Origin of the sequence: Litorimonas cladophorae (assembly GCF_014652455.1) — a bacterium.
Classification (GTDB): Bacteria; Pseudomonadota; Alphaproteobacteria; order Caulobacterales; family Maricaulaceae; genus Litorimonas; species Litorimonas cladophorae.
In genome coordinates this window covers 362,958-381,958 of record NZ_BMYV01000002.1, presented here as the reverse complement: position 1 = coordinate 381,958, position 19,001 = coordinate 362,958, and the positions used below count along the sequence as shown (strand labels likewise).

Here is a 19,001-nt window from a genome sequence, read left to right as displayed (position 1 = left end):
TACATCACGTCCTAATTCTTTGAGCCGGGAATTCGAATGCCGACCCGTCCATTGGTATCACAATCACGTCCAAGACACTTTCCCGAAAATCGAATAGTGCCAGTTTTGGTATCATATGTCAGTTTTTGCGCCTCAACGCGATTGCCACCTGGTTGAATAACAATCACATCGCCTGTCACGGTCATAAGGCTTTTCTCGCGCTCGTAAACGCCTTTGCGCCCGCGGATATCATTCTCTGCGGTGACGTAACGGAAATTTCCTTCGGCATCGATCTTCTGGATGGCCCCTAATTTAATGCTGCCCGCGGCGGGGCCATCTTCTTGGATACGGAAAATATCCATCTGGTCTGACGTGATGACAGCACCTTCTTGCACAACGCGGACATCACCTTCTAAGTCGGTAAAGTCACCTTTATAAATTCCCGTTTTGGCCACGATATCGACGGGACCAGATCCGCCAAAGCCGAAGCTCAGACCATCGGTCGGCGCGGGTCCGCTGTCTGGACCCCGTTCAAGCCTTGCAACCATACCATCCTTGAAAACAAAGGTCTTATAGTCGTCTTGAATTTCATAGGTCTGGCCGTTCACTTTGCCAAAGCTGCCCGTGCAGGAGATTGGAGCGTCACCTTCGATACGCTTTTCTACGTTGAAAATACGGGCATGGGTTGTGTCACAACTATTACCGTCGTCCGTTTCCAAATTCACGTCGGTATTTAGCTCCAGAATTTTATCTACGTCATTATATGAGCCTGTCTTTGCGATAACGGCGCTGCTTTCCACGCCTGCGTCCCGAATAAATTCGAGCACGGGATTATCTAACAATACAGTATTGCGATCCTCCATCCGACGCACGGCTGTGTCCGCTGTCAGATAAAACGGAAGGCCATCGCCTGTGCGACCCGAATATCGCGGATTGACCATTTTCACGCTCTCGGTCGGATCATTGATAGGATCAAATCCCCCACGATCTGACAAAAACTGCCAGATTAAAACAGCAACCAGAACGACTGACAGGCCAATCAATAGGTAGCGCATTACCTTAATGCGTTGCGTGTGCGCGCGTGCTGCCTCAAGTGTGAGGGCACGCTTAGGCTCCCAAAGGCCTAAGCCTTCAGAGACCCTACGATCGGGACTAGGGGATATGGGTGCAGCCGTGCTCATAATCTCTGCGTAGCTATAGCGTTTCACGCACGAGGGCGCGACACATAATGTGCGGGAATAACTTAATCGTAATGCGCCCCATGTGAAACATTAATCGGCGCGACGCATGCGATGAGAGAATATATCGACATCCGACCAGCCGTTCAGGTCGAGCATAGCCCGCGTAGGCAGGAATTCGAAACAGCCCTGAGCAATATCCCAACGACCTTCACGCATGAGGCGGCCCGATAGGATCGTCTTTAGTTGATGCAAATACAGCACATCAGAAGCGGCATAGTTCAATTGCGCTTCCGTCAATTCGTCTGCCGCCCAATCCGAAGACTGTTGTTGCTTCGACAGATCGACGTTGATCAATTCTTTGGTCAGGTCTTTCAACCCATGACGGTCCGTATAGGTCCGCACGAGGCCTGACGCGATTTTGGTACAGAACACAGGCGCAACTGTGATTTTCATATCACGCATCATCATCGCGACATCGAAACGTGCGAAATGGAAAATCTTCACGACGTCAGGGTCTGTCATAAGTTTACTAAGGTTGGGCGCGTTATAAGCATCGCGGTCCATTTGCACAATGTGGGCATCCCCATCGCCAGCTGAAAGCTGAACGAGGCAAAGCTTGTCACGAACCAAGGACAAGCCCTGGGTTTCGGTATCTACGGCAACGGATTTTCCAAAGTCCAGTCCATCTGGAAGGTCATGTTTATGCAGATACACAGTCATAGTACGCTCTTTCTTATCGAAGCTTGGCTGTAAGCGGGACATCGCTGTGTTGCAAGTTTCGCAAGCGGTTTTCGACTGTCTTGCTAGATTTTCGGCGACGGTGACCGAAAACCCCTGCTATAGGGCAATCATGGACCTGCTCTCACCGTCAAAACCGCCCAATAATACGGCGTGCTACGAAATTTTTCGAGAGAAAGACCTCGCTTATGATGGGCATCTGTTTCTTGGTGTCAGTTCAACCGGTATATTCTGTCGACCGGGCTGTCCGGCCCGATTGCCAAAGCCAGAAAATTGCGCCTTTTACCCCTCAGCTGACGCCGCGCTGTCTGCTGGTTATCGCGCCTGTAAACGCTGCCACCCTGCGGGCGGCGACATGACGCTTATCAAACAGCTCATCACCCTCGTCGAAGACGAACCGGAACTTAAAATAACGCAAGCGGCTTTGGCCAAACGCGGCATTGATGCATCAACGGCACGGCGAAAATTTCTCACCCGATTTGGCATGAGCTTCGCCGATTATGCGCGGGCAAGGCGGCTTGGACGCGCTGCGCAAACCTTGGCAAAAGGTGGATCCGTTTTGGACGCGCAATTAGATGCAGGCTTCGATAGCCCATCAGGATTTCGGACAGCCTATGCCAAGCTGTTTGGAACCGCCCCCGCAAAAGGTCAGGCCACGCCACTGTCTATTGACTGGATTGAAACACCGATGGGGCGCATGATCATCATTGCCGATGAGGCTGCGCTTTATTTGTTAGAGTTTACCAATCGAAAAAATATGCGTCGACAATTTGATCGTCTGCGCAAAATCCAAGGACGACCGGTTCTTCCCGGGCGAACAGAGATCACTGAACAGATTGAGGTCGAGTTAGCGGCTTATTTCAAAGGGGAGCTATCAAACTTCGAAACGCCACTGGCGACTTCAGGTACAAGTTTCCAAAGACAGACATGGGAAGCGCTTCAAAAAATCCCACACGGCGAAACACGATCTTACGCCCAACTAGCCGAGATGATTGGGAAGCCGTCTGCGGTGCGCGCTGTGGCATCAGCAAATGCCAATAATGGTTTGGCCTTGATCATACCCTGTCATCGCGTCATTGCGAAAGACGGCAGCTTGGGCGGCTATGCAGGTGGTTTGAAACGCAAGCGCGATTTGTTGGATTTAGAAAAGAACGCCACCGAACTTTGAAGCTCAACCGCTATCCCAATTCCGCCAATGTAAATTGCGCGTTTAGAACGCCATTGGGAGTCGTGCTAATGAGGACGTTCTCGACATCGACATTATAGCCCGCGACGAGATCACCGATGATTGCGTAGAACTCCAGCGTGCCTACGTCTTCAATATAAACCGTCAATCCACCGCTGGGCTGGGGTTGAATGCGTGACAACTCGACGTCACGTTTGCGCGCCACGTCAATTAATGCGCCACGGGTAAATGCAGCCCGTTCTCCATTTGCTCCCGATACATTCAACTTTGGAGCCGCACGCAGCCATAATTCACGATCTGTCTGAGCAGCTTCAAGTTTAGATTGTCCTGTCGGACCCACCTCACGATTGACCAAAAACCATGCGACAAATAGTGCGAGCATTGCGCCCATAATGAGGAGCAGCACGCGTTCGCGTGGTTCCCGAGATTGGAACCAAGACATCATGATGCGCCCCCGACGCTCAGCGTGGCATCACCGACAAAAGCGCCATTTTGCTCTCGCACACCGCCCGTCGTCAGAATGCCACCCGCTTTCGCCACCGCGGATTCCGCACGAGACGCGGCATCGAAACTGGGGTAAATGAGTCGTAAGCGCAGCACACCGTCTTCCGCATTATATCGCAACTGATCGACGCGAAGGTCGTCAAATTCCGATAGTCCCGTAAATAGAATGGAAGACAGGTCCAGAAACCCCGTGCGTGTCACAGAACCTGATTTAACAGATTGCGCCGCGACGCGCCCCGGATTGTTTGGAGCGCGCTCACCCGTAAGCGCCAAATAATCGGCGGCTGTTTGTGCGCGCAAATCTTTAGCTTGTGTCGCGGCAGAGCGATCCTGAACACCACTCCATATGAACAGCGCCAAAGCAGCAGACGCGGCCAGAGCGGCAAAACGGATCAGAGGTACGCGAGGCAGGTTTAAATTAGAACGCGGGCGATAATCCCCTTGCATTAAGTTCAACCCGTGACCCGCGTAGACCGCTTCAGCAAAGGTCGACGCCAGCTGAGAATCTGGGAGTTGAACTAAATTTTCATCCGTCCAATCCAAATCAACCGCCGCGCGTTGCGGTTCAACAGCGCGATCTATGACGAGAACCGCCTCCTCTCCCATCAGCAGATCATAATCAGCGAAAATCGCTTTGGGTCGCGAAGCTCCCAATGCCTCAAACAGCTGATTCATGATCCGTTTGTCGACAACAGCCAGCGCAGGAGGTTGAGCATCCGACAAAGCGAAATGCAGCTCATCGGCTCCATTGGCAATATCGTCTTCACGCGCGAAACGAGACATTTTCAATTGCTGCGCTCGCCCTGCTTTGGGCAGTTCGGTTTCAAAAATGCGGACCCACTGTCCAGGCAAAATGATGACTGGCTCGGATAGTCCAAGGCTAGGTACGTCAGCAACCGCAACACGAGATGTCGCGTGGCCTTGCCCAGACGCGGTTGCGACAATGGCCTCACCACCCTCTAACCCGGGCAAAATAATTAATGTCGGTGCCGCCATTAGCGCGCGTCCAATTCGATTTCGATTTCAGGTCTAAAGGTTTCACGCCCCCACCCGCGATATGTCAGTTGTAAGACCCCTGTGTCCACCCCATCATATCTGTAAGTTCGGACACGTTCGGCGGGGCCGACCTGGGTCACAACCTCAACGAAGATTGCGGTCACATCAATACCGAGACGTTCTGGATTCTGAAGTTCGAATCCGAGGCCTTCTAATTTTGTCGTTATCTCATCGAGAGTTTCATACCCCGTCATGGGCCTATCTCGCAGCAGCGCCTCCGCCACAGGAACAGCGTCTTGCGCCGAGCCGACGCCTGCCAAGGCCGCCGCCAATAGAATCAGGCGCTCGGGCGGAAGGCTGTTAATATTGATGGATTGGGATTGTTGTCCCTCCCCCTTGGTGGGGCCAGTGCAAACAAAGGGTTTGAAAAGCTCCCATAAATCCTCATCCATTCCATTCAAAGCCCGCATTTCTTCTGGGCTTCGCATGGCGGTATCCGCCGTACGATATGGGGGGTTACGTCGGAGATAGGTCCCATCCTCTGCACCGCCCGACCTCATCTGTTGATCCTTATCCTGCCAATCGATGAGGGTGCTGGCTAAAGCGATAGCTTGATTAGGCGGCAAACCTAAGAGTTGCGCCACATTGCTAAACTCTGCGGCGGCAACGCTGTTTTGCTCACCGGCGTCGGTCACGACATGGCTCAAATTAAAACAATGGCTGGCATCTTTCAGGATCAACGTGATGGCACCTTCTGGAGTTGGCAGTATCAATGGTGTTCGCGATTGCAACAAAACGGCCTTCGCAGCCGGATCCAATTCACGGAAATCATTCTGCAGATACGCCGCGATGAAATCTTCAGCGCCGCCGGCTTGCCAATCCGCCTGAGCGTAGGCGTTCACATTGATCGTTCGCTTCACTGCAAAGCGGATATCTTCCATCAGCGCGACGGTTAGGGCTGCCATCACCGCCATGATAAGCAAAGTGGTCAGCAGGACAGTGCCTTGTTCACTTTTCGATTTGCGCGTCATAGACCCAACTCGAACAAATGCGCTGTCACATTCCCGCGACGATCCGTGATTAAGAGTTCTACAGCTGAGGTGGTCAGAACTGGTCTGGCCGCAGGCGGATTTGGGATCGTCCAATTCTGGAGTTCCAGATCGACATTCGCAGTTCGTGTTAAGTAGGTAAGTTCCGCATTCTGCAGGCCTTCCAGAATGACACGCCCGCGCCACAATCCCAGTTCCGCAGGATTTTCATGCGGCAGACTTTCGCGAATAAATTGGCCATCCCGAAAAAGGTATCGGACCCGCTCGGCCTGCCCCCGTTTCGCCCCCAATGTATTAGATCGTCCGAGTCGGGTAAATGTCAGCAACGCATCGCCATCCGTCGTGACCAATGTTTGTTCGCGCCCACCGAACCCATCCCGGGCAGGACGCAAATCCAGCGCGGCCATATCTGCACGGAGGATTGATCGAAACGCGGCTAGATCAGACAGCTCGGTCGCCGCTTGATCCAATCGATCTTTCGCCGCAAAGGTTTGCATCATAGCGGTCATCGTGCCTGCGCTGATCACAGCAAATATAAATAACGAGACGAGCACTTCCACTAAAGTGAAGCCAGCCTCAGAATTCGATTCAAGTCTATCCCGTCTCATTGTTGCACCGTGGTCGCATTACCACCCTGGCTTAGCCAAGCACGTCGTGTGATGAGGACATCTTCGGATTGGGAAACTTGAACCTGTAGTTCTAATAAGCCCGCTTGCGGTGTTTCGGCAGTCAGAATCCGCCATCGATAGGTTTGCCCACCTGCCGCCTCTTCACCAGATTTCGTTCCGACTTGCGGGCGTTGCATTCGGGCGCGAATGAGTTGATTATCAGCCACAACCCCCGCGAAGGTTTTATCAGCCAAACGCTGACTGTGCGAAACCGACTGCGTACCCACATGTGATAGTCCGACAATGGCGACTGAAAAAATAACTAAGGCGGCCATGACTTCGACGAGTGTAAATCCAGAGTCTTTCATGGTTGAACCTCGACGGTAATTCGGCCTCTCGAGTTCGGCGACAAAACGAAACTCCCACCCTCTCCAGATAGCGAGAGAATAAAGGGTGTCACATTTCCGGTTGCGTCAAATTGAATCAAAGGCGGGAGGTCAATTTTGGATTTAGATCGTGCTTTAAGGTCGACACGCTGATCGTCGACATCCAATTCAATGCGCGCGGCATCTGAGAAATCCCGGCGCGTTTCAGCGACCCATTCCCCGTCATAAATAAAAAGCTCAATACCTCCGACGTTGACATCAATAGCGCGGGTCTTGCCGTCAATTACGCTTTCTCGTGCAGCAAGATTGAGCGTTGTCGCCAGCATTTGGACCTCGGTTTGGATAGGCGGCGTTGACTTGGGTAGATTCAAAACAACCATGCCTGCTGTCAAACCCAATAGAGCTAGAACGCAAAGGATTTCGACGAGCGTAAAGCCCGCTTCACGCGCGTGACGAGCTGTCTGATGTGCCGTTATTGCCAATTCCCAATATCCGCATTTTGGTCTTCACCACCCGGTTCGCCATCCGCGCCGAGCGAATAAATATCTACCAAGGAACGCTCACCCGGGTTGCGATATTCATATGGATTACCCCAAGGGTCGAGTGACATTTTCTTGATATACCCCCCCGTGCGATAAGCTCCTTCGTTCACACCAGAGGGCGGCGTGGTCAGGGCCTCAAGCCCTTGCTGCTCGGTCGGGTATTGGTTCATATCCAGATAGAACATCTCTAGGGCTGTTTCGATTGCTGCTATGTCGCCCTTGGCTTTTTGAACTTGGGCTTTACCTTGGGCAGGCAAGACATTGAGCACCACAAATGTCGTCAGCAAACCAATAATTACCAAGGTCACCATCACTTCGACCAAGGTAAATCCGTCTTCGTTCGTTTTATGCTTCATGGTGTTCAAAGCTCCTTAATAGGCGAGCGTGTTGAGTTGCAAGATTGGCAAGAAGATAGCGGCTACGACCATGAGAACAACTCCTGCTAACATTATTATTATGGCAGGTTCTAACAGTGTCAGGAAGACAGTCGTCTGCGCGTTGAATTCATCCTCTAGATAGTCAGCGGACTTGGCGAACATTTTTCCCATGTCGCCAGAGGCCTCCCCGCCCATGACCATTTGCGTGACGAGTGGTGGGAAAACGCCTGTTTCTTTCAAAGCGGCCGACATAGGCGCGCCCGAACGAACACGTTCTACCGCGCCCGTCATGGCATCGCGCATCACGCTGTTTCTCAGCGTATGTTGGGCTGTGTCCATAGCTGCCAAAGCTGGCGTTCCAGCGCCCACCAGCCCCGCCATCGTCCGCGAAAAGCGCGCGGCATTGACGTCGCGGTGCAATCGCCCCGTCAAAGGTATGCGGAGTTTAAATCCGTCCCAGCGCCGCCGAATGCGAGGGGTTTTTAAAGCGAAACGAAATCCAAAGAATACCGCCACCAACAGTCCAAAAAGGATAAGGCCGTAGTTTTGCAAAAATTCAGAAAACCAGATCGTCGCGCGCGTGAGCGGCGGCAACTTTTGTCCAAAGGTATCAAATTGTTCAACGACTTTCGGGACCACAAAAATCATCAAGACAACGATGACGACTAAAGCGACAACCGTCAGAACAAGCGGATATGCTGTCGCGCCCGCAATCTTGCGGCGGATTGCTTGAGCAGCTTCCAAATCATCCGCAAGACGGAGCAGAACCTCTGGCAACTTCCCTGACGTTTCGCCCGATGATACCATCGCCGTGTAAAGCTCCGAAAAGGCTTGGGGTTGACTGCGCAGCGCTTGGGACAATGTCGCGCCTTCCACAACCTGTGAACGGATAGAGAGCAAGACACCTTTCATTGGCGATTTCTCAAATTGAAGTGCCGTCACGCGCAGGGCATCTTCAATGGGCGTAGCGGCATCGATCAGAATTGCGAGCTGTCGGGTGGCCCGAGTCAATTCAGTGTGCTTGATCTTACCCGACCCGAAATTTTTTGAGCCCGCGACGACTCCTGTTTTAGCCCCCTTCTTTCGAGATTGGTTTAGATCCAGTGGCGTCAGTGCACGTGCGCGCAGGAGGTCCCGCGCTTCACGAGCGCTTCCCGCCATCAAGGTACCAGATCGTTTGATGCCGCTGGCATCCAATGCGCTGTAATCAAACGCGTCCATTTTTAAATCGTCTCTGCGACGTTGGCCGAACAGACGCGGAGCACTTCTTCAAAACTTGTCGCCCCTGACAGCACAGCGTCTGCGCCACTCTGCAAAAGTGTCATACGCGTTTTAAAAGCATATGTCGCCATATCGGTTTCCGAAGCACCGTCATGTATCATCTGCCGCAGCGTATCGTCATTGATGACCATCTCATAGAGACCAAGCCGACCCTGATATCCGATATTCTGACACTTCATACAGCCCGAAGGTTTATGGAACGTCGACCCAGATTTCACGCCCAATTCCGCACATTCTGAAGCGGTGGGTTGGTAAGGCTTTTTACAATGCTCGCAGAGTCTGCGCACCAAACGCTGCGCCACCAGAGCGGTAACAGTTGAAGACAAAAGGAACGGCTCCACCCCCATATCTCGCAGACGCGCAATGGCGGCGACGGCGGAATTTGTATGTACGGTCGATAAAACAAGATGTCCCGTCAACGCGGCTTGCACTGCGATTTCGGCGGTTTCAGGATCGCGGATTTCACCGACCATCACCACGTCTGGATCTTGCCGCAAAATAGCGCGCAAACCCGCCGCAAAGCTCATACCGACTTTGTCGTTCACCTGAGTTTGGCCAATCCCGTCCAGCGCATATTCAACAGGGTCCTCCACCGTCAGCACATTCCGCGTACCATCATTTAACCGCGACAACGCACCGTAGAGTGTTGTTGTTTTACCCGAGCCCGTCGGACCCGTGACGAGTATGATGCCATTGGGGCGCGCTAGCATGGTTTGGAAATCCGTCAACATGTTGGCATCCATGCCGAGTTCTGACAGGCCAATGCCTTGACTATCTTTTTCCAAAATCCGCATAACAAGTCGTTCGCCATGGCGCGCTGGCAAAGTTGAAACTCGTACATCAATCTGGCGGTCGCCAAGATTAAAGGAAAAACGTCCGTCCTGCGGGATGCGCTTATTGGCAATATCCAAGCGCGCCATAACTTTGACCCGACTGACCAAAACTGGCGCAAGACGCGCGGGCAGCGAGAGTTTCTCGGTTAGAGTTCCATCAATACGGAACCTGACAGATAAACGTTCTTCATAGGGCTCCACATGTATATCTGAGGCGCGAGACCGAATAGCCTCCTGCAAAATTCCATTGATCAAGCGAATAACAGGCGCATCATCGGCATCGTCTAAAAGGTCGGATGATTTGGGTAGACCTGAGGCGAGGAGCGATAAGTCTTCGGGATTTCCAATCGCCGCATCCGCCGAGCTATTCAGGTCAGATTGCGCATAAGTCTTCGCAATCAAATGTGTGAAAGCCGTTGCATCCATCGGTTCGGGTCGAATGGGTCGGCCGAAAACACGGCGCGCCTCCAATAGAGCTTCGCGCGCAACGCCGGGGCGATGTGCAAGAACAGGGACGCCCGCGTCACCCTCGGCCACAATCACGCCATGCAAACGCGCAAAGGCATAAGACAATGGTGGTGACGTCGAAGGAATAGCAGGTGTTTCGGTTTTCATATTGCGTCCAACCTAGCGCGTTGAGGCGGCTCAGGGAAGCAAATCTAAGTGACAAATCGGAGACGTTTGAGCGCGACGTGAGGGAACGAGCTGACCGACGATGAGACCCCACACTTATCGTTAATCGATATTATATGTTGTTTTTCGATAAGGGTCATGCTTAGAGTGGGGCAAGACTGTAATTCGTTAGCGTTCGGGGAAATACCATGTTGTCCATTCAGAATATATCCAAGAGTTTTGGGGACGTACACGCGTTGAAAAACGTTTCACTAAATCTTGAACCTGGCCTTTTTGGCCTGCTGGGGCCCAATGGCGCAGGGAAATCTACGTTGATGCGGACGCTCGCAACACTACAAAAACCTGACAGCGGTTCGATCCACCTAAACGGAGTCGACATTGTCGCAAATCCGATGACCATGCGATCCACGCTGGGATATCTTCCGCAAGATTTTGGGGTCTATCCAAAAATGAGTGCGAAAGCGCTTTTGGACCATATCGCCGTTTTAAAAGGCATAACGGACAAGACCGCGAGAGAAACTCAGATCCGGTCGCTTTTAGAACATGTAAATCTTCTCACCCACTCCTCTGCGAATGTCGCGACCTATTCTGGCGGTATGCGACAACGTTTCGGTGTTGCCCAAGCGCTACTCGGTGACCCGAAAGTCTTGATTGTCGACGAACCTACAGCCGGCCTTGATCCAACAGAGCGTCAGCGTTTCCTCGATTTGCTATCGGAACAAGCGGAGTCAAAAATCATCATTCTCTCGACCCATATTATCGAAGATGTCCGCGACCTTTGCACGGATATGGCCGTTATGGGGGCTGGTCAGATTGTAGCGCGTGGAGCCCCAGAAGCTTTAGTTGCGCGAATTGACGGCCAAGTCTGGCGGAAGCGCGTGACCAAAGAGGAGTCGGCTAAGGTTAAAACGCAGGACAATTTCCTGTCTTCTCGACACCTTTCGGGCGGTGTGATCGTTTCCGTTCTGGACACGCGCTCTCCCGGTGCGGGCTGGGATCAGGCTGATGTTATGCTCGAAGATGCCTATCATGCCCATCTTCACGGTCTTGTTGCGGATAAGACTCTGGAGCTTGCGAATGTTTAAGCAACTCCTCAAATTTGAAACAGGATATCAGTCCAAGCAGATTGCCTTTTGGGTCGTCATGGTGGTTATGGTAATCTACGGGGCGCTCTCTACCCTGCTCCCTGATGTTATCGGCTCTGGGCTTTCAGGCTCTCGCCTAAAAGCCAATGGCGCTCAGATGATCGCCGCGGGCGTTTCTGGCGCTTTTCTTCCAATCATATTTTTCGGCGGCATTTTTACTGTCACAGGTGTCTTGAGGGACAAGACATCAAACATGCTGGAGATCATTCACGCGACACCTGTCACCACGCGCGATATGACGCTTTCGCGCATGTCAGGTATATTCATGGTGATTGTGGCCTCGACATTCGTGTTCTTGCTGGCACAGTTTTTGGCGCAATTTAGCCCAAGCCTTGATGCTGAAACCTTGGGTCCAGTTCGTCCGCTTTATTATCTCCAACCGTTTTTGATCTTTACAGTCGTCAACGCCTTATTCGTCACGGCATTTTTCACGCTGATTGCCGGGTTTACGCAAAACCGCGTACTTGTATTGGTGTCTGCGATAGGCTTGTTTTTCTATTCCATCATGGTGGGCCTGACAGCCGAAGTGGATGCACCCAAATGGGTGCAAGCCGTCACCGACCCCTTTGGCAGCATGGCCTACAGCTTGGACACGAACTTCTGGTCTCCTGATGAACGCAACACCAAAATTTTGCCGCTGACGGGATATGTCGGGTTAAATCGTCTTGTCTGGGGTATTATTTCCATAGGCACTTTGGCCTTAGTCTTCGGGAAGTTTAAGCGCGGTCTTTTGACGGGCAAAACGAAATTGAACCGAGACAAAGAAATGGTTGCGACGGGCGCCCCTTACACTGGTGTCGCCCAAGCATCTGGCATCATAGCTGATGTATCGGCATTTTGGACAAGGTTAAAATTTGAATATCTAACGACGGTCCGGTCTGTTCCATTTATAATTCTAGCGAGCCTTGCGACAGCCCTCTTCGCCGTTATCATCATCATTTCGGTCTTCTTCTCCCCGCAAAAACTGATTCCGACCTCGATGATTATGTCTCGAGTGGGTTTCACAGCTTTTGCAATTCCAATGGTTCTGATTGCGGCCTTCTTTGCGGGGGAAATCACCTTCCGCGACCAGTCGGCTAAGTTTAATGAGTTGTTGGATTCGACCCGCGTTTCAAACTGGCCCCTTTTGGCTGCTAAATGGGCGGCCCTGACTGCGGTACTCTTCACGCTCTGTGCAATCGGTATGGCGATCAGCATGGCCATTCAACTGGTCACCGACAGTCCGCCCATCGATTTTGGCGTCTATTTTGGATACACATTTTTGAACGTCTTTCCGAATTACTTCTTCTTGGGCGCATTAGCCATGATCGTTCAAATTTTTGCGCCAAACCGAATTGTCGGCATGCTTGCGGCGGGCGGTATATTGGCGGCAACCTTCTTCATTGGACTCCTCCCCTTCTACCACCCTTTGATGGGCTTCGGTGGGACATCCCCAGGCCCAGTATCTGAAATTTCCCCTTATAATAATTGGATCGCCTTTAGATGGTTCAACGCTTACTGGGGCATGTTCGTCTTGGCCTTTGCCGTGCTGGGTATTTGGCTGTCTCGACGAGGCTTGCAGACAGGTCTTTTGACACGGATCGAGAACCTACGCGATAATCTGAGTCCTGTTTCGGGCGGTATTTTTGCACTCGCCATTGCAGGCTTTATTGGTACGGGCGCATATATTTACCAGGCTTATGATAAAGTCGACTGGAACAACCAAAAGGCCCGCGAAGCCCGTCAGGTTGAAGGCGAGAAACTTTTCGCCACTGAAATGAAGCTTCCGCGTCCGCATACGCGGGCCGTGAATGTCGACGCGCAGATTTTCCCGTCTCGTCAAGAAGCCGTTATTTCTGGCACCATGCAGCTTCAAAATTCCAGCGGCACGCCCATCACCGAACTCTATGTTCAACCCTCGACCTCACACACGGAAGACATGCGTATCTTGACTATTGAGGGGGCCACAGAAGTGACCACCGGCGAGAACATGGATGGCGACAGCATTGAGACGATCAATGATTATGATGTGCGCCTATTCAAATTCTCTCCGCCTCTGGCTGAGGGTCAAACAGTGCAGTTGAACTTTGAGGTCTTCTTGCACGGGCCCCGCCTTTCGGATCGTAGTGCGATTTCCAAAAACGGAACCTTCATGAATAATTACGCGGGCTTTCGCGGTAGCCCTCGTGTCGTTCCAATTTTCGGGCCGCCTGATCTCTCGATCCAAAGCACCAATAAACGCCGTAAGTTAGGATTAGAGGAATTAGAGAAATTCCCTGAACCCACCGCTGAAGGATCGGATCTAAGCCTGTTCGGGACGATTACGGGTCCTGCGGATATGATCGACTTTGAGGGCCGTATTTGTACGGAAGCTCCGCAAATTCCAATCGCGCCCGGTAATTTGATTTCGGAAGAAACGAAGGACGGCCGAACCTGCCGGACCTATCAAACGACACAACCCATCAGCAACTTCTTCTCCATGTTGTCGGGGGAATATGCCGTAACCTCAGATAGCTGGACAGCGCCTGATGGCAGAGTCATTCCAATCAATGTCTATCATGCCGCGCACCATGACTATTCTGTGCAAGACATGGTCAAAGCCACGCAGTTCTCCTTGAATCATTACACCGAGCATTTCTCACCTTATCAGTATGATTACGTCCGCATTATGGAGGTCCCGTTCATCGGATTCGCCCAAGCCTTCGCCGGGACAATCCCCTATGCAGAAGCGGGTTTTATTATGAACTCAGGCGATCCAGATGACATTAAAACCCTCGACAATGCATCTTGGACGACGATGCACGAAATGGGTCATCAATGGTTTGCTCATCAAATCGTCCCAGGCTTTAGCCGTGGATTTAACGTCCTATCGGAAGGTCTGACCTCTTATGCGGCAATGGACGCTTACGAAGAAATGTATGGCTGGGACAAGGCGCATTACGCGTTGGAGAATGGAACCATCGCGCAAATGCAAGCTTTAGCGTTTCTGGACCGCGAGAAAGAGGTGCCTTTATCCAAAGCCCGCAATCAGCAATATCTCGTTTACAACAAAGCCGATTGGGTGCTTTGGAGTTTGAAGAACTACATCGGCCCGCAAAATATGCGTGACGCGATGAAAGGCTTTTTAGACGACTATGGTCTTAAGGGCCCACCTTATCCGACGACTAAAACCTTGACCAACGTCCTTCGTGAGGCCGCAGGCCCAGAATATGACCAGCTGATCACGGATCAATGGGACCGCATGGTGTGGTGGAAGTTTAGCTTTGGCGAGGCTGGACCGACCCTAACCGAAAATGCCGATGGAACATGGAAGGTCACAATTCCTGTGGCTCTGGACAAGGAGATCAAGACCGAGGACATGGAAACAGCTGAGAGCTGGGCTGACATGGATGGAGAGGTTCTGAATGAACCCCTCGAAATTGGTATCTACCTGCAAGAGCCGAAGAAGCTCTGGAGCCAATGGACAGCCTTAGAAACAGTCCGCGTGACCCAGTCAGAGCAAGTCTTCAGTTTCGATGTTGCCGAAAAGCCAACCCATATCGCGCTTGATCCGCGCCGTTTGATGTTGGAACGCAATGTCGATGACAATGTTAAAACAATCGGTGAGACGACGGCCTTTAAGCCTTAGCCTCGCTTCAAACCCGATCAACAGAACGGCCGATTGGCGCATTTCGTAAAATTGCGATTTGCGCCAAACGGCCGTTCTCGTTTGTACTAAGTCTGGTTGTTCAGCCAATCCGCATGTCGACTCTCCATGCTTACTGCGCCTTGCCCGCATGACGTTGCGCTGATAAGGCCCGCGCGACGTACAGCCTACAAGGAGCCGACCCCATGAAAATGAACGGCAATGAAATCAAACCCGGCAATATTATCAAGCACCAAGACACGCTCTGGGTCGCGGTGAAATGCAACGCGGTCAAACCAGGTAAAGGCGGCGCCTTTAATCAGGTCGAATTGAAGAACCTCCTTGACGGACGTAAGCTCAATGAGCGGTTCCGCTCTGCTGAAACTGTGGAACGCATCCGCCTTGATCAGAAGACGCATACGTATTTGTACCCCGAAGGCGACATGCTCGTCTTTATGAACGCCGAGAATTATGAGCAGATTTATCTGCAAGCTGATTTCGTGGGCGACCAAGCTCTTTACCTAACGGATGGCATGGAAGTGGAAGTCGAGTTTTACGAAGAGCGTCCGATCACGGTGGCCCTACCAGAACAGGTCATCCTCACGGTTGAGGAAACTGAGCCTGTCGTCAAAGGGCAAACATCCGCGAACTCATTCAAACCTGCAACCCTCTCTAATGGCGCACGCACCAACGTGCCGCCATTTGTCGATGCAGGCGAGCGACTGGTCATCAACACAAATGATGGCTCCTATGTGAAACGAGCTGACTGAGTGTGGGATAACGTCAAAACGATCCTCATATTTGGCGTAGGCGTTCCCATCGTTTTCATATTGGTAGGCCGATATTTAGCGAACCCTCACGTTAATCTCCTTCCCATTGGGCTATTTTTTGGCGCCCTTCTAAGTTACTTTTTTATCTCTATGCGATATCTCGCAAATAAGGAAAAATCATGAGCGGAATGTCAGTTATCATGACCATCATGCAGGACGCGGCGCGCAAAGCGTCCCGCAACCTGCTGCGCGATTTCAACGAAGTCGAGCATTTGCAAATCGCTCGGAAGGGTCCGAAGGATTTCGTGAACCGCGCCCATATTAAGGCTGAAAGCACGATTGTTGAAATGTTGTCCGAGGGTCGTCCTGGCTATGGTTTCCTCCTCGAAGAAGGCGGCGAGATTACGGGCTCTGACAAGACCCATCGTTTCATCATTGCCCCGCTACAAGGCAAAGTGAATTACGCGCATGGTATTCCACATTTCGCGATTTCCATTGCGCTCGAACGGGAGATTGACGGCAATCCGCGCGAGGTTGTGGCGGGCATGGTTTATAATCCGATCACGGATGAAATGTTTATGGCTGAGAAAGGCAAAGGCGCCTTTGTCAATGACGGCACACGTGGCGGTGCAGACCGTCGTTTACGTCCCGCCCAGCGCGATATTTTCCAAGAAAGCCTGTTCGCGACCAGCACGCCCTTTATTGGTCGGACAGGTCATGCGCGCTTCCTCAAGGAATTGCATAAAGTTATGGGCTCCAGCTATGGCGTGCGCACAATGGGCGCGGCCAGTCTTGATCTTGTCGCCACGGCGGCAGGGCGTTTTGACGGCTATTGGGAACGCGACCTCGCCGTTTGGGATGTGGCCGCTGGCCTCCTTATCGCGCAAGAAGCTGGATGCGTTGTCGAAAGCCTCTCTGGCGCAGACGACATTGCCTATACGGGCGATCCCCTCGTCTCCAACGCTGTCTTGCTGCCAATGCTAAAAGAGCGTTTGGCCGTTTAATTAAAAACTCAAATGGGGGCCAGGACACCCCCGTTAACAGGCCCACAACATCAACGCGTTTTTGTGGATCAGATTCTGAAATGTTGGAAGACATTTGGTCAAGTTAAATGGTTTGGTCAATATATGTGTTCCAGTTTTTGACGCATAATCATAGACAAAGTCCTGGTCATAAAATTCATCTAATGCTGCGCGCGCTAGCGTCGTTTCGGCGTCGGTATCGCAATCAATCAACCAGAGTTTTTCGCCCTTCACGGCATGGGAGGGTTGCATCAAGGCCGACGCCCAACGTGCCTCTATGTTGCGATAAAATGCGGTCGAGTCCGCGTCATAATCCGCATCCAATTGCGCCATTTTAAAAGCCCGTATCGCCTTGGGCACATCCCGCGGTTCCGCTGAGGCATAGATCCGCTGACCGGGACGCGCCAAAGACATGAACTGCTCGAGCTTACCGTCAAATTGCTCAACCGAATGCGTGATCGCAAGCCCACTCCGCTCTCGCACATGCGTATCCTTATTACGGGACACTAAATGCAAAACACGCGTGCCGCTTTTAAAAGATTGTGGATGTTGGATGAGGTTTAGCATTAGAGTTTTCACTGTTTACATAGATGCAGGATAGGATTTCCTTTCATCATAACAAGCGTCTTTTCCCATCGCCCAGGGTGAAACAAGGGTTCCAACATGGGAGCGACAAAATATTAAGCGGGACAGTCCGCGTGGTCGATACGCGCGACGGAGTACCGAATAGAAAAAGTGTTTTACGCGAATATCAACCACGCAGCGGTGTTTTGCGGAAGGCGGCCGGAATTTATTTCCTGCCGTTCCAGGCAGTTCAGCTCACACCCTCAGGCCCCGCTACATATGCATTACCACATGCAGATAGGCACACCGTCCTTCGAACCAGTCAGCCAATGATCACTTACCTGTCCCATGTTCGAAAGAACCTGTGTAAGGTACCACGGGATTTAAGGCCGGGGATTATTCTCTTTGATTGAGCGTTAAGACGTTGAAAAATAGTATTTTAGGCCCGCCTCTCGGCGGGACCATTATTCCGAGACCATCTTTTCACGCCCGCCGCACGAAAATCAGTACGCGCCAAATCTTTGCGGCAGAGGCCTTAGTGGCATCTGCCAAAAATAGCTCCGACTGCTTAAAATGCTTTCCGCGTTCTGTTCGCAAATGCGACGAGTGAAAGCATGACCGGAACCTCGACAAGGACGCCAACGACGGTTGCCAGAGCCGCCCCTGAGTTCAATCCAAATAAACTGATAGCGACGGCGACAGCCAATTCGAAGAAATTGGAGGTGCCGATCATGGCACAAGGGGCAGCCACATTATGAGGGACCTTCCACAACCAAGCCGCACCATAGGCCAGCGCAAAAATTAAGTAAGATTGGATGAGAATTGGAACTGCAATCAAAAGGATGATCAACGGACGTTCAAGAATGGCATCACCTTGAAATCCAAACAACAGGACAACCGTTCCCAAGAGAGCGACGATTGACGCAGGTTTAACCTGCGATACGAAATCGTCGACGCGGGACAGACCGCCTTTGTCTATGAGTATTTTTCGCGTGATGAGTCCCGCAAAGAGCGGCACAATAACATAGAGGACGACGGAAAGAATCAGGGTTTTCCAAGGAACAACAATCTCCGTAACTCCCAATAAAAAGGCAACAATTGGTGCGAACGCAAACACCATAATGGCATCGTTCAGGGTAACTTGTGCGAGCGTATAATTCGGATCGCCTTTTGTGAGTTGAGACCAAACGAAAACCATCGCCGTACAGGGCGCCGCGCCCAGCAAGATCAGGCCGGCCAGATACCCGTCGGCATCAGCGGACGGGATAAGGCCTGCGAATACAAATTTGAAAAAGAGCACACCAAGTGCAGCCATCGTGAACGGCTTAATCAGCCAATTCACAATCAAGGTAATAATCAGCCCCTTTGGTTTTTCGCCGACACGTTGCAAGCTAGATATGTCCACCCCGATCATCATAGGCCAAATCATCAACCAAATCAGAAGCGCGACAGGTAAATTGACACTCGCGTATTCTAGGCTTGCAAGGCTCTGGAAGAGCCCAGGGAACACTTGTCCCAGGATAATTCCGCTCGCAATGCAGACTGCGACCCATAGGGTCAAATAACGTTCAAAGATGCCCATAATACCTCACTCAATAATCCA

18 protein-coding genes are annotated in these 19,001 nt (G+C 51.8%); 5 read left to right on the top strand and 13 right to left on the bottom strand.

Annotation, left to right across the window (positions count from 1 at the left end):
- Positions 1–11 precede the first annotated feature (11 nt).
- Positions 12–1,187, bottom strand: a complete 1,176-nt coding sequence (lptC, locus tag IE073_RS09620) for an LPS export ABC transporter periplasmic protein LptC (protein WP_233349973.1) — start codon at positions 1,185–1,187, stop codon at positions 12–14.
- A 63-nt stretch (positions 1,188–1,250) separates the two neighbouring features.
- Complete coding sequence (locus IE073_RS09615) at positions 1,251–1,880, bottom strand: ribonuclease D (RefSeq protein WP_189584893.1); 630 nt, start codon at positions 1,878–1,880, stop codon at positions 1,251–1,253.
- A gap of 130 nt (positions 1,881–2,010) precedes the next feature.
- Here IE073_RS09615 and IE073_RS09610 point away from each other — a divergent pair, with 130 nt between their 5' ends.
- Positions 2,011–3,066, top strand: coding sequence for a bifunctional transcriptional activator/DNA repair enzyme AdaA (locus tag IE073_RS09610; RefSeq protein WP_189584891.1), 1,056 nt, complete (start codon positions 2,011–2,013; stop codon positions 3,064–3,066).
- 10 nt (positions 3,067–3,076) lie between these two features.
- Here IE073_RS09610 and IE073_RS09605 read toward each other — a convergent pair whose 3' ends face one another.
- Genes IE073_RS09605 through gspE form a run of 9 tightly spaced genes read right to left on the bottom strand, consistent with a single transcriptional unit; the run spans position 3,077 to position 10,275 of the window.
- A complete protein-coding gene (locus IE073_RS09605; RefSeq protein WP_189584889.1) occupies positions 3,077–3,529 on the bottom strand; it encodes a type II secretion system protein M in 453 nt (150 codons plus the stop codon).
- Positions 3,526–4,584, bottom strand: a complete 1,059-nt coding sequence (gene gspL, locus IE073_RS09600; protein WP_189584879.1) for a type II secretion system protein GspL — start codon at positions 4,582–4,584, stop codon at positions 3,526–3,528. The genes IE073_RS09605 and gspL overlap by 4 nt, the downstream gene beginning before the upstream one ends.
- Positions 4,584–5,615: a type II secretion system minor pseudopilin GspK gene (gene gspK / locus IE073_RS09595; protein WP_189584876.1), complete on the bottom strand. Its 1,032-nt coding sequence runs from the start codon at positions 5,613–5,615 to the stop codon at positions 4,584–4,586. The genes gspL and gspK overlap by 1 nt, the downstream gene beginning before the upstream one ends.
- Entirely contained in the window at positions 5,612–6,241 is a 630-nt protein-coding gene (locus tag IE073_RS09590) for a type II secretion system protein GspJ (protein WP_189584873.1), read from the bottom strand. The genes gspK and IE073_RS09590 overlap by 4 nt, the downstream gene beginning before the upstream one ends.
- Positions 6,238–6,609 (bottom strand): type II secretion system minor pseudopilin GspI, encoded by a 372-nt coding sequence (gene gspI, locus IE073_RS09585; protein WP_189584870.1) that lies wholly within the window; start codon positions 6,607–6,609, stop codon positions 6,238–6,240. The genes IE073_RS09590 and gspI overlap by 4 nt, the downstream gene beginning before the upstream one ends.
- Positions 6,606–7,109 carry a prepilin-type N-terminal cleavage/methylation domain-containing protein gene (locus IE073_RS09580; protein ID WP_189584868.1) on the bottom strand — a complete coding sequence of 168 codons (504 nt, stop codon included), beginning with the start codon at positions 7,107–7,109 and terminating at the stop codon, positions 6,606–6,608. The genes gspI and IE073_RS09580 overlap by 4 nt, the downstream gene beginning before the upstream one ends.
- The gene (gene gspG / locus IE073_RS09575) at positions 7,100–7,525 is read right to left on the bottom strand and encodes a type II secretion system major pseudopilin GspG (RefSeq protein WP_189584865.1); all 426 of its coding nucleotides are present in this window, start codon (positions 7,523–7,525) and stop codon (positions 7,100–7,102) included. The genes IE073_RS09580 and gspG overlap by 10 nt, the downstream gene beginning before the upstream one ends.
- A 15-nt stretch (positions 7,526–7,540) precedes the next feature.
- The gene (gene gspF, locus IE073_RS09570) at positions 7,541–8,767 is read right to left on the bottom strand and encodes a type II secretion system inner membrane protein GspF (protein ID WP_189584862.1); all 1,227 of its coding nucleotides are present in this window, start codon (positions 8,765–8,767) and stop codon (positions 7,541–7,543) included.
- Positions 8,768–8,769: 2 nt separating this feature from the next.
- Positions 8,770–10,275: a type II secretion system ATPase GspE gene (gene gspE / locus IE073_RS09565; RefSeq protein ID WP_189584859.1), complete on the bottom strand. Its 1,506-nt coding sequence runs from the start codon at positions 10,273–10,275 to the stop codon at positions 8,770–8,772.
- A gap of 206 nt (positions 10,276–10,481) precedes the next feature.
- Between gspE and IE073_RS09560 the strand changes: the two genes are divergently transcribed.
- From IE073_RS09560 to IE073_RS09545, 4 genes are all read left to right on the top strand, one after another.
- Positions 10,482–11,378 carry an ABC transporter ATP-binding protein gene (locus IE073_RS09560; RefSeq protein ID WP_189584856.1) on the top strand — a complete coding sequence of 299 codons (897 nt, stop codon included), beginning with the start codon at positions 10,482–10,484 and terminating at the stop codon, positions 11,376–11,378.
- Positions 11,371–15,045, top strand: a complete 3,675-nt coding sequence (locus tag IE073_RS09555) for an ABC transporter permease/M1 family aminopeptidase (protein ID WP_189584853.1) — start codon at positions 11,371–11,373, stop codon at positions 15,043–15,045. The genes IE073_RS09560 and IE073_RS09555 overlap by 8 nt, the downstream gene beginning before the upstream one ends.
- Before the next feature lie 203 nt (positions 15,046–15,248).
- Positions 15,249–15,812, top strand: a complete 564-nt coding sequence (gene efp / locus IE073_RS09550; RefSeq protein ID WP_189584850.1) for an elongation factor P — start codon at positions 15,249–15,251, stop codon at positions 15,810–15,812.
- A 179-nt stretch (positions 15,813–15,991) separates the two neighbouring features.
- Positions 15,992–16,816: an inositol monophosphatase family protein gene (locus IE073_RS09545; protein WP_189584847.1), complete on the top strand. Its 825-nt coding sequence runs from the start codon at positions 15,992–15,994 to the stop codon at positions 16,814–16,816.
- 33 nt (positions 16,817–16,849) lie between these two features.
- Here IE073_RS09545 and IE073_RS09540 read toward each other — a convergent pair whose 3' ends face one another.
- Positions 16,850–17,341: a hypothetical protein gene (locus IE073_RS09540; RefSeq protein ID WP_233349971.1), complete on the bottom strand. Its 492-nt coding sequence runs from the start codon at positions 17,339–17,341 to the stop codon at positions 16,850–16,852.
- Between the two features lie 625 nt (positions 17,342–17,966).
- Entirely contained in the window at positions 17,967–18,980 is a 1,014-nt protein-coding gene (arsB, locus tag IE073_RS09535; protein ID WP_189584842.1) for an ACR3 family arsenite efflux transporter, read from the bottom strand.
- Positions 18,981–19,001 lie beyond the last annotated feature (21 nt).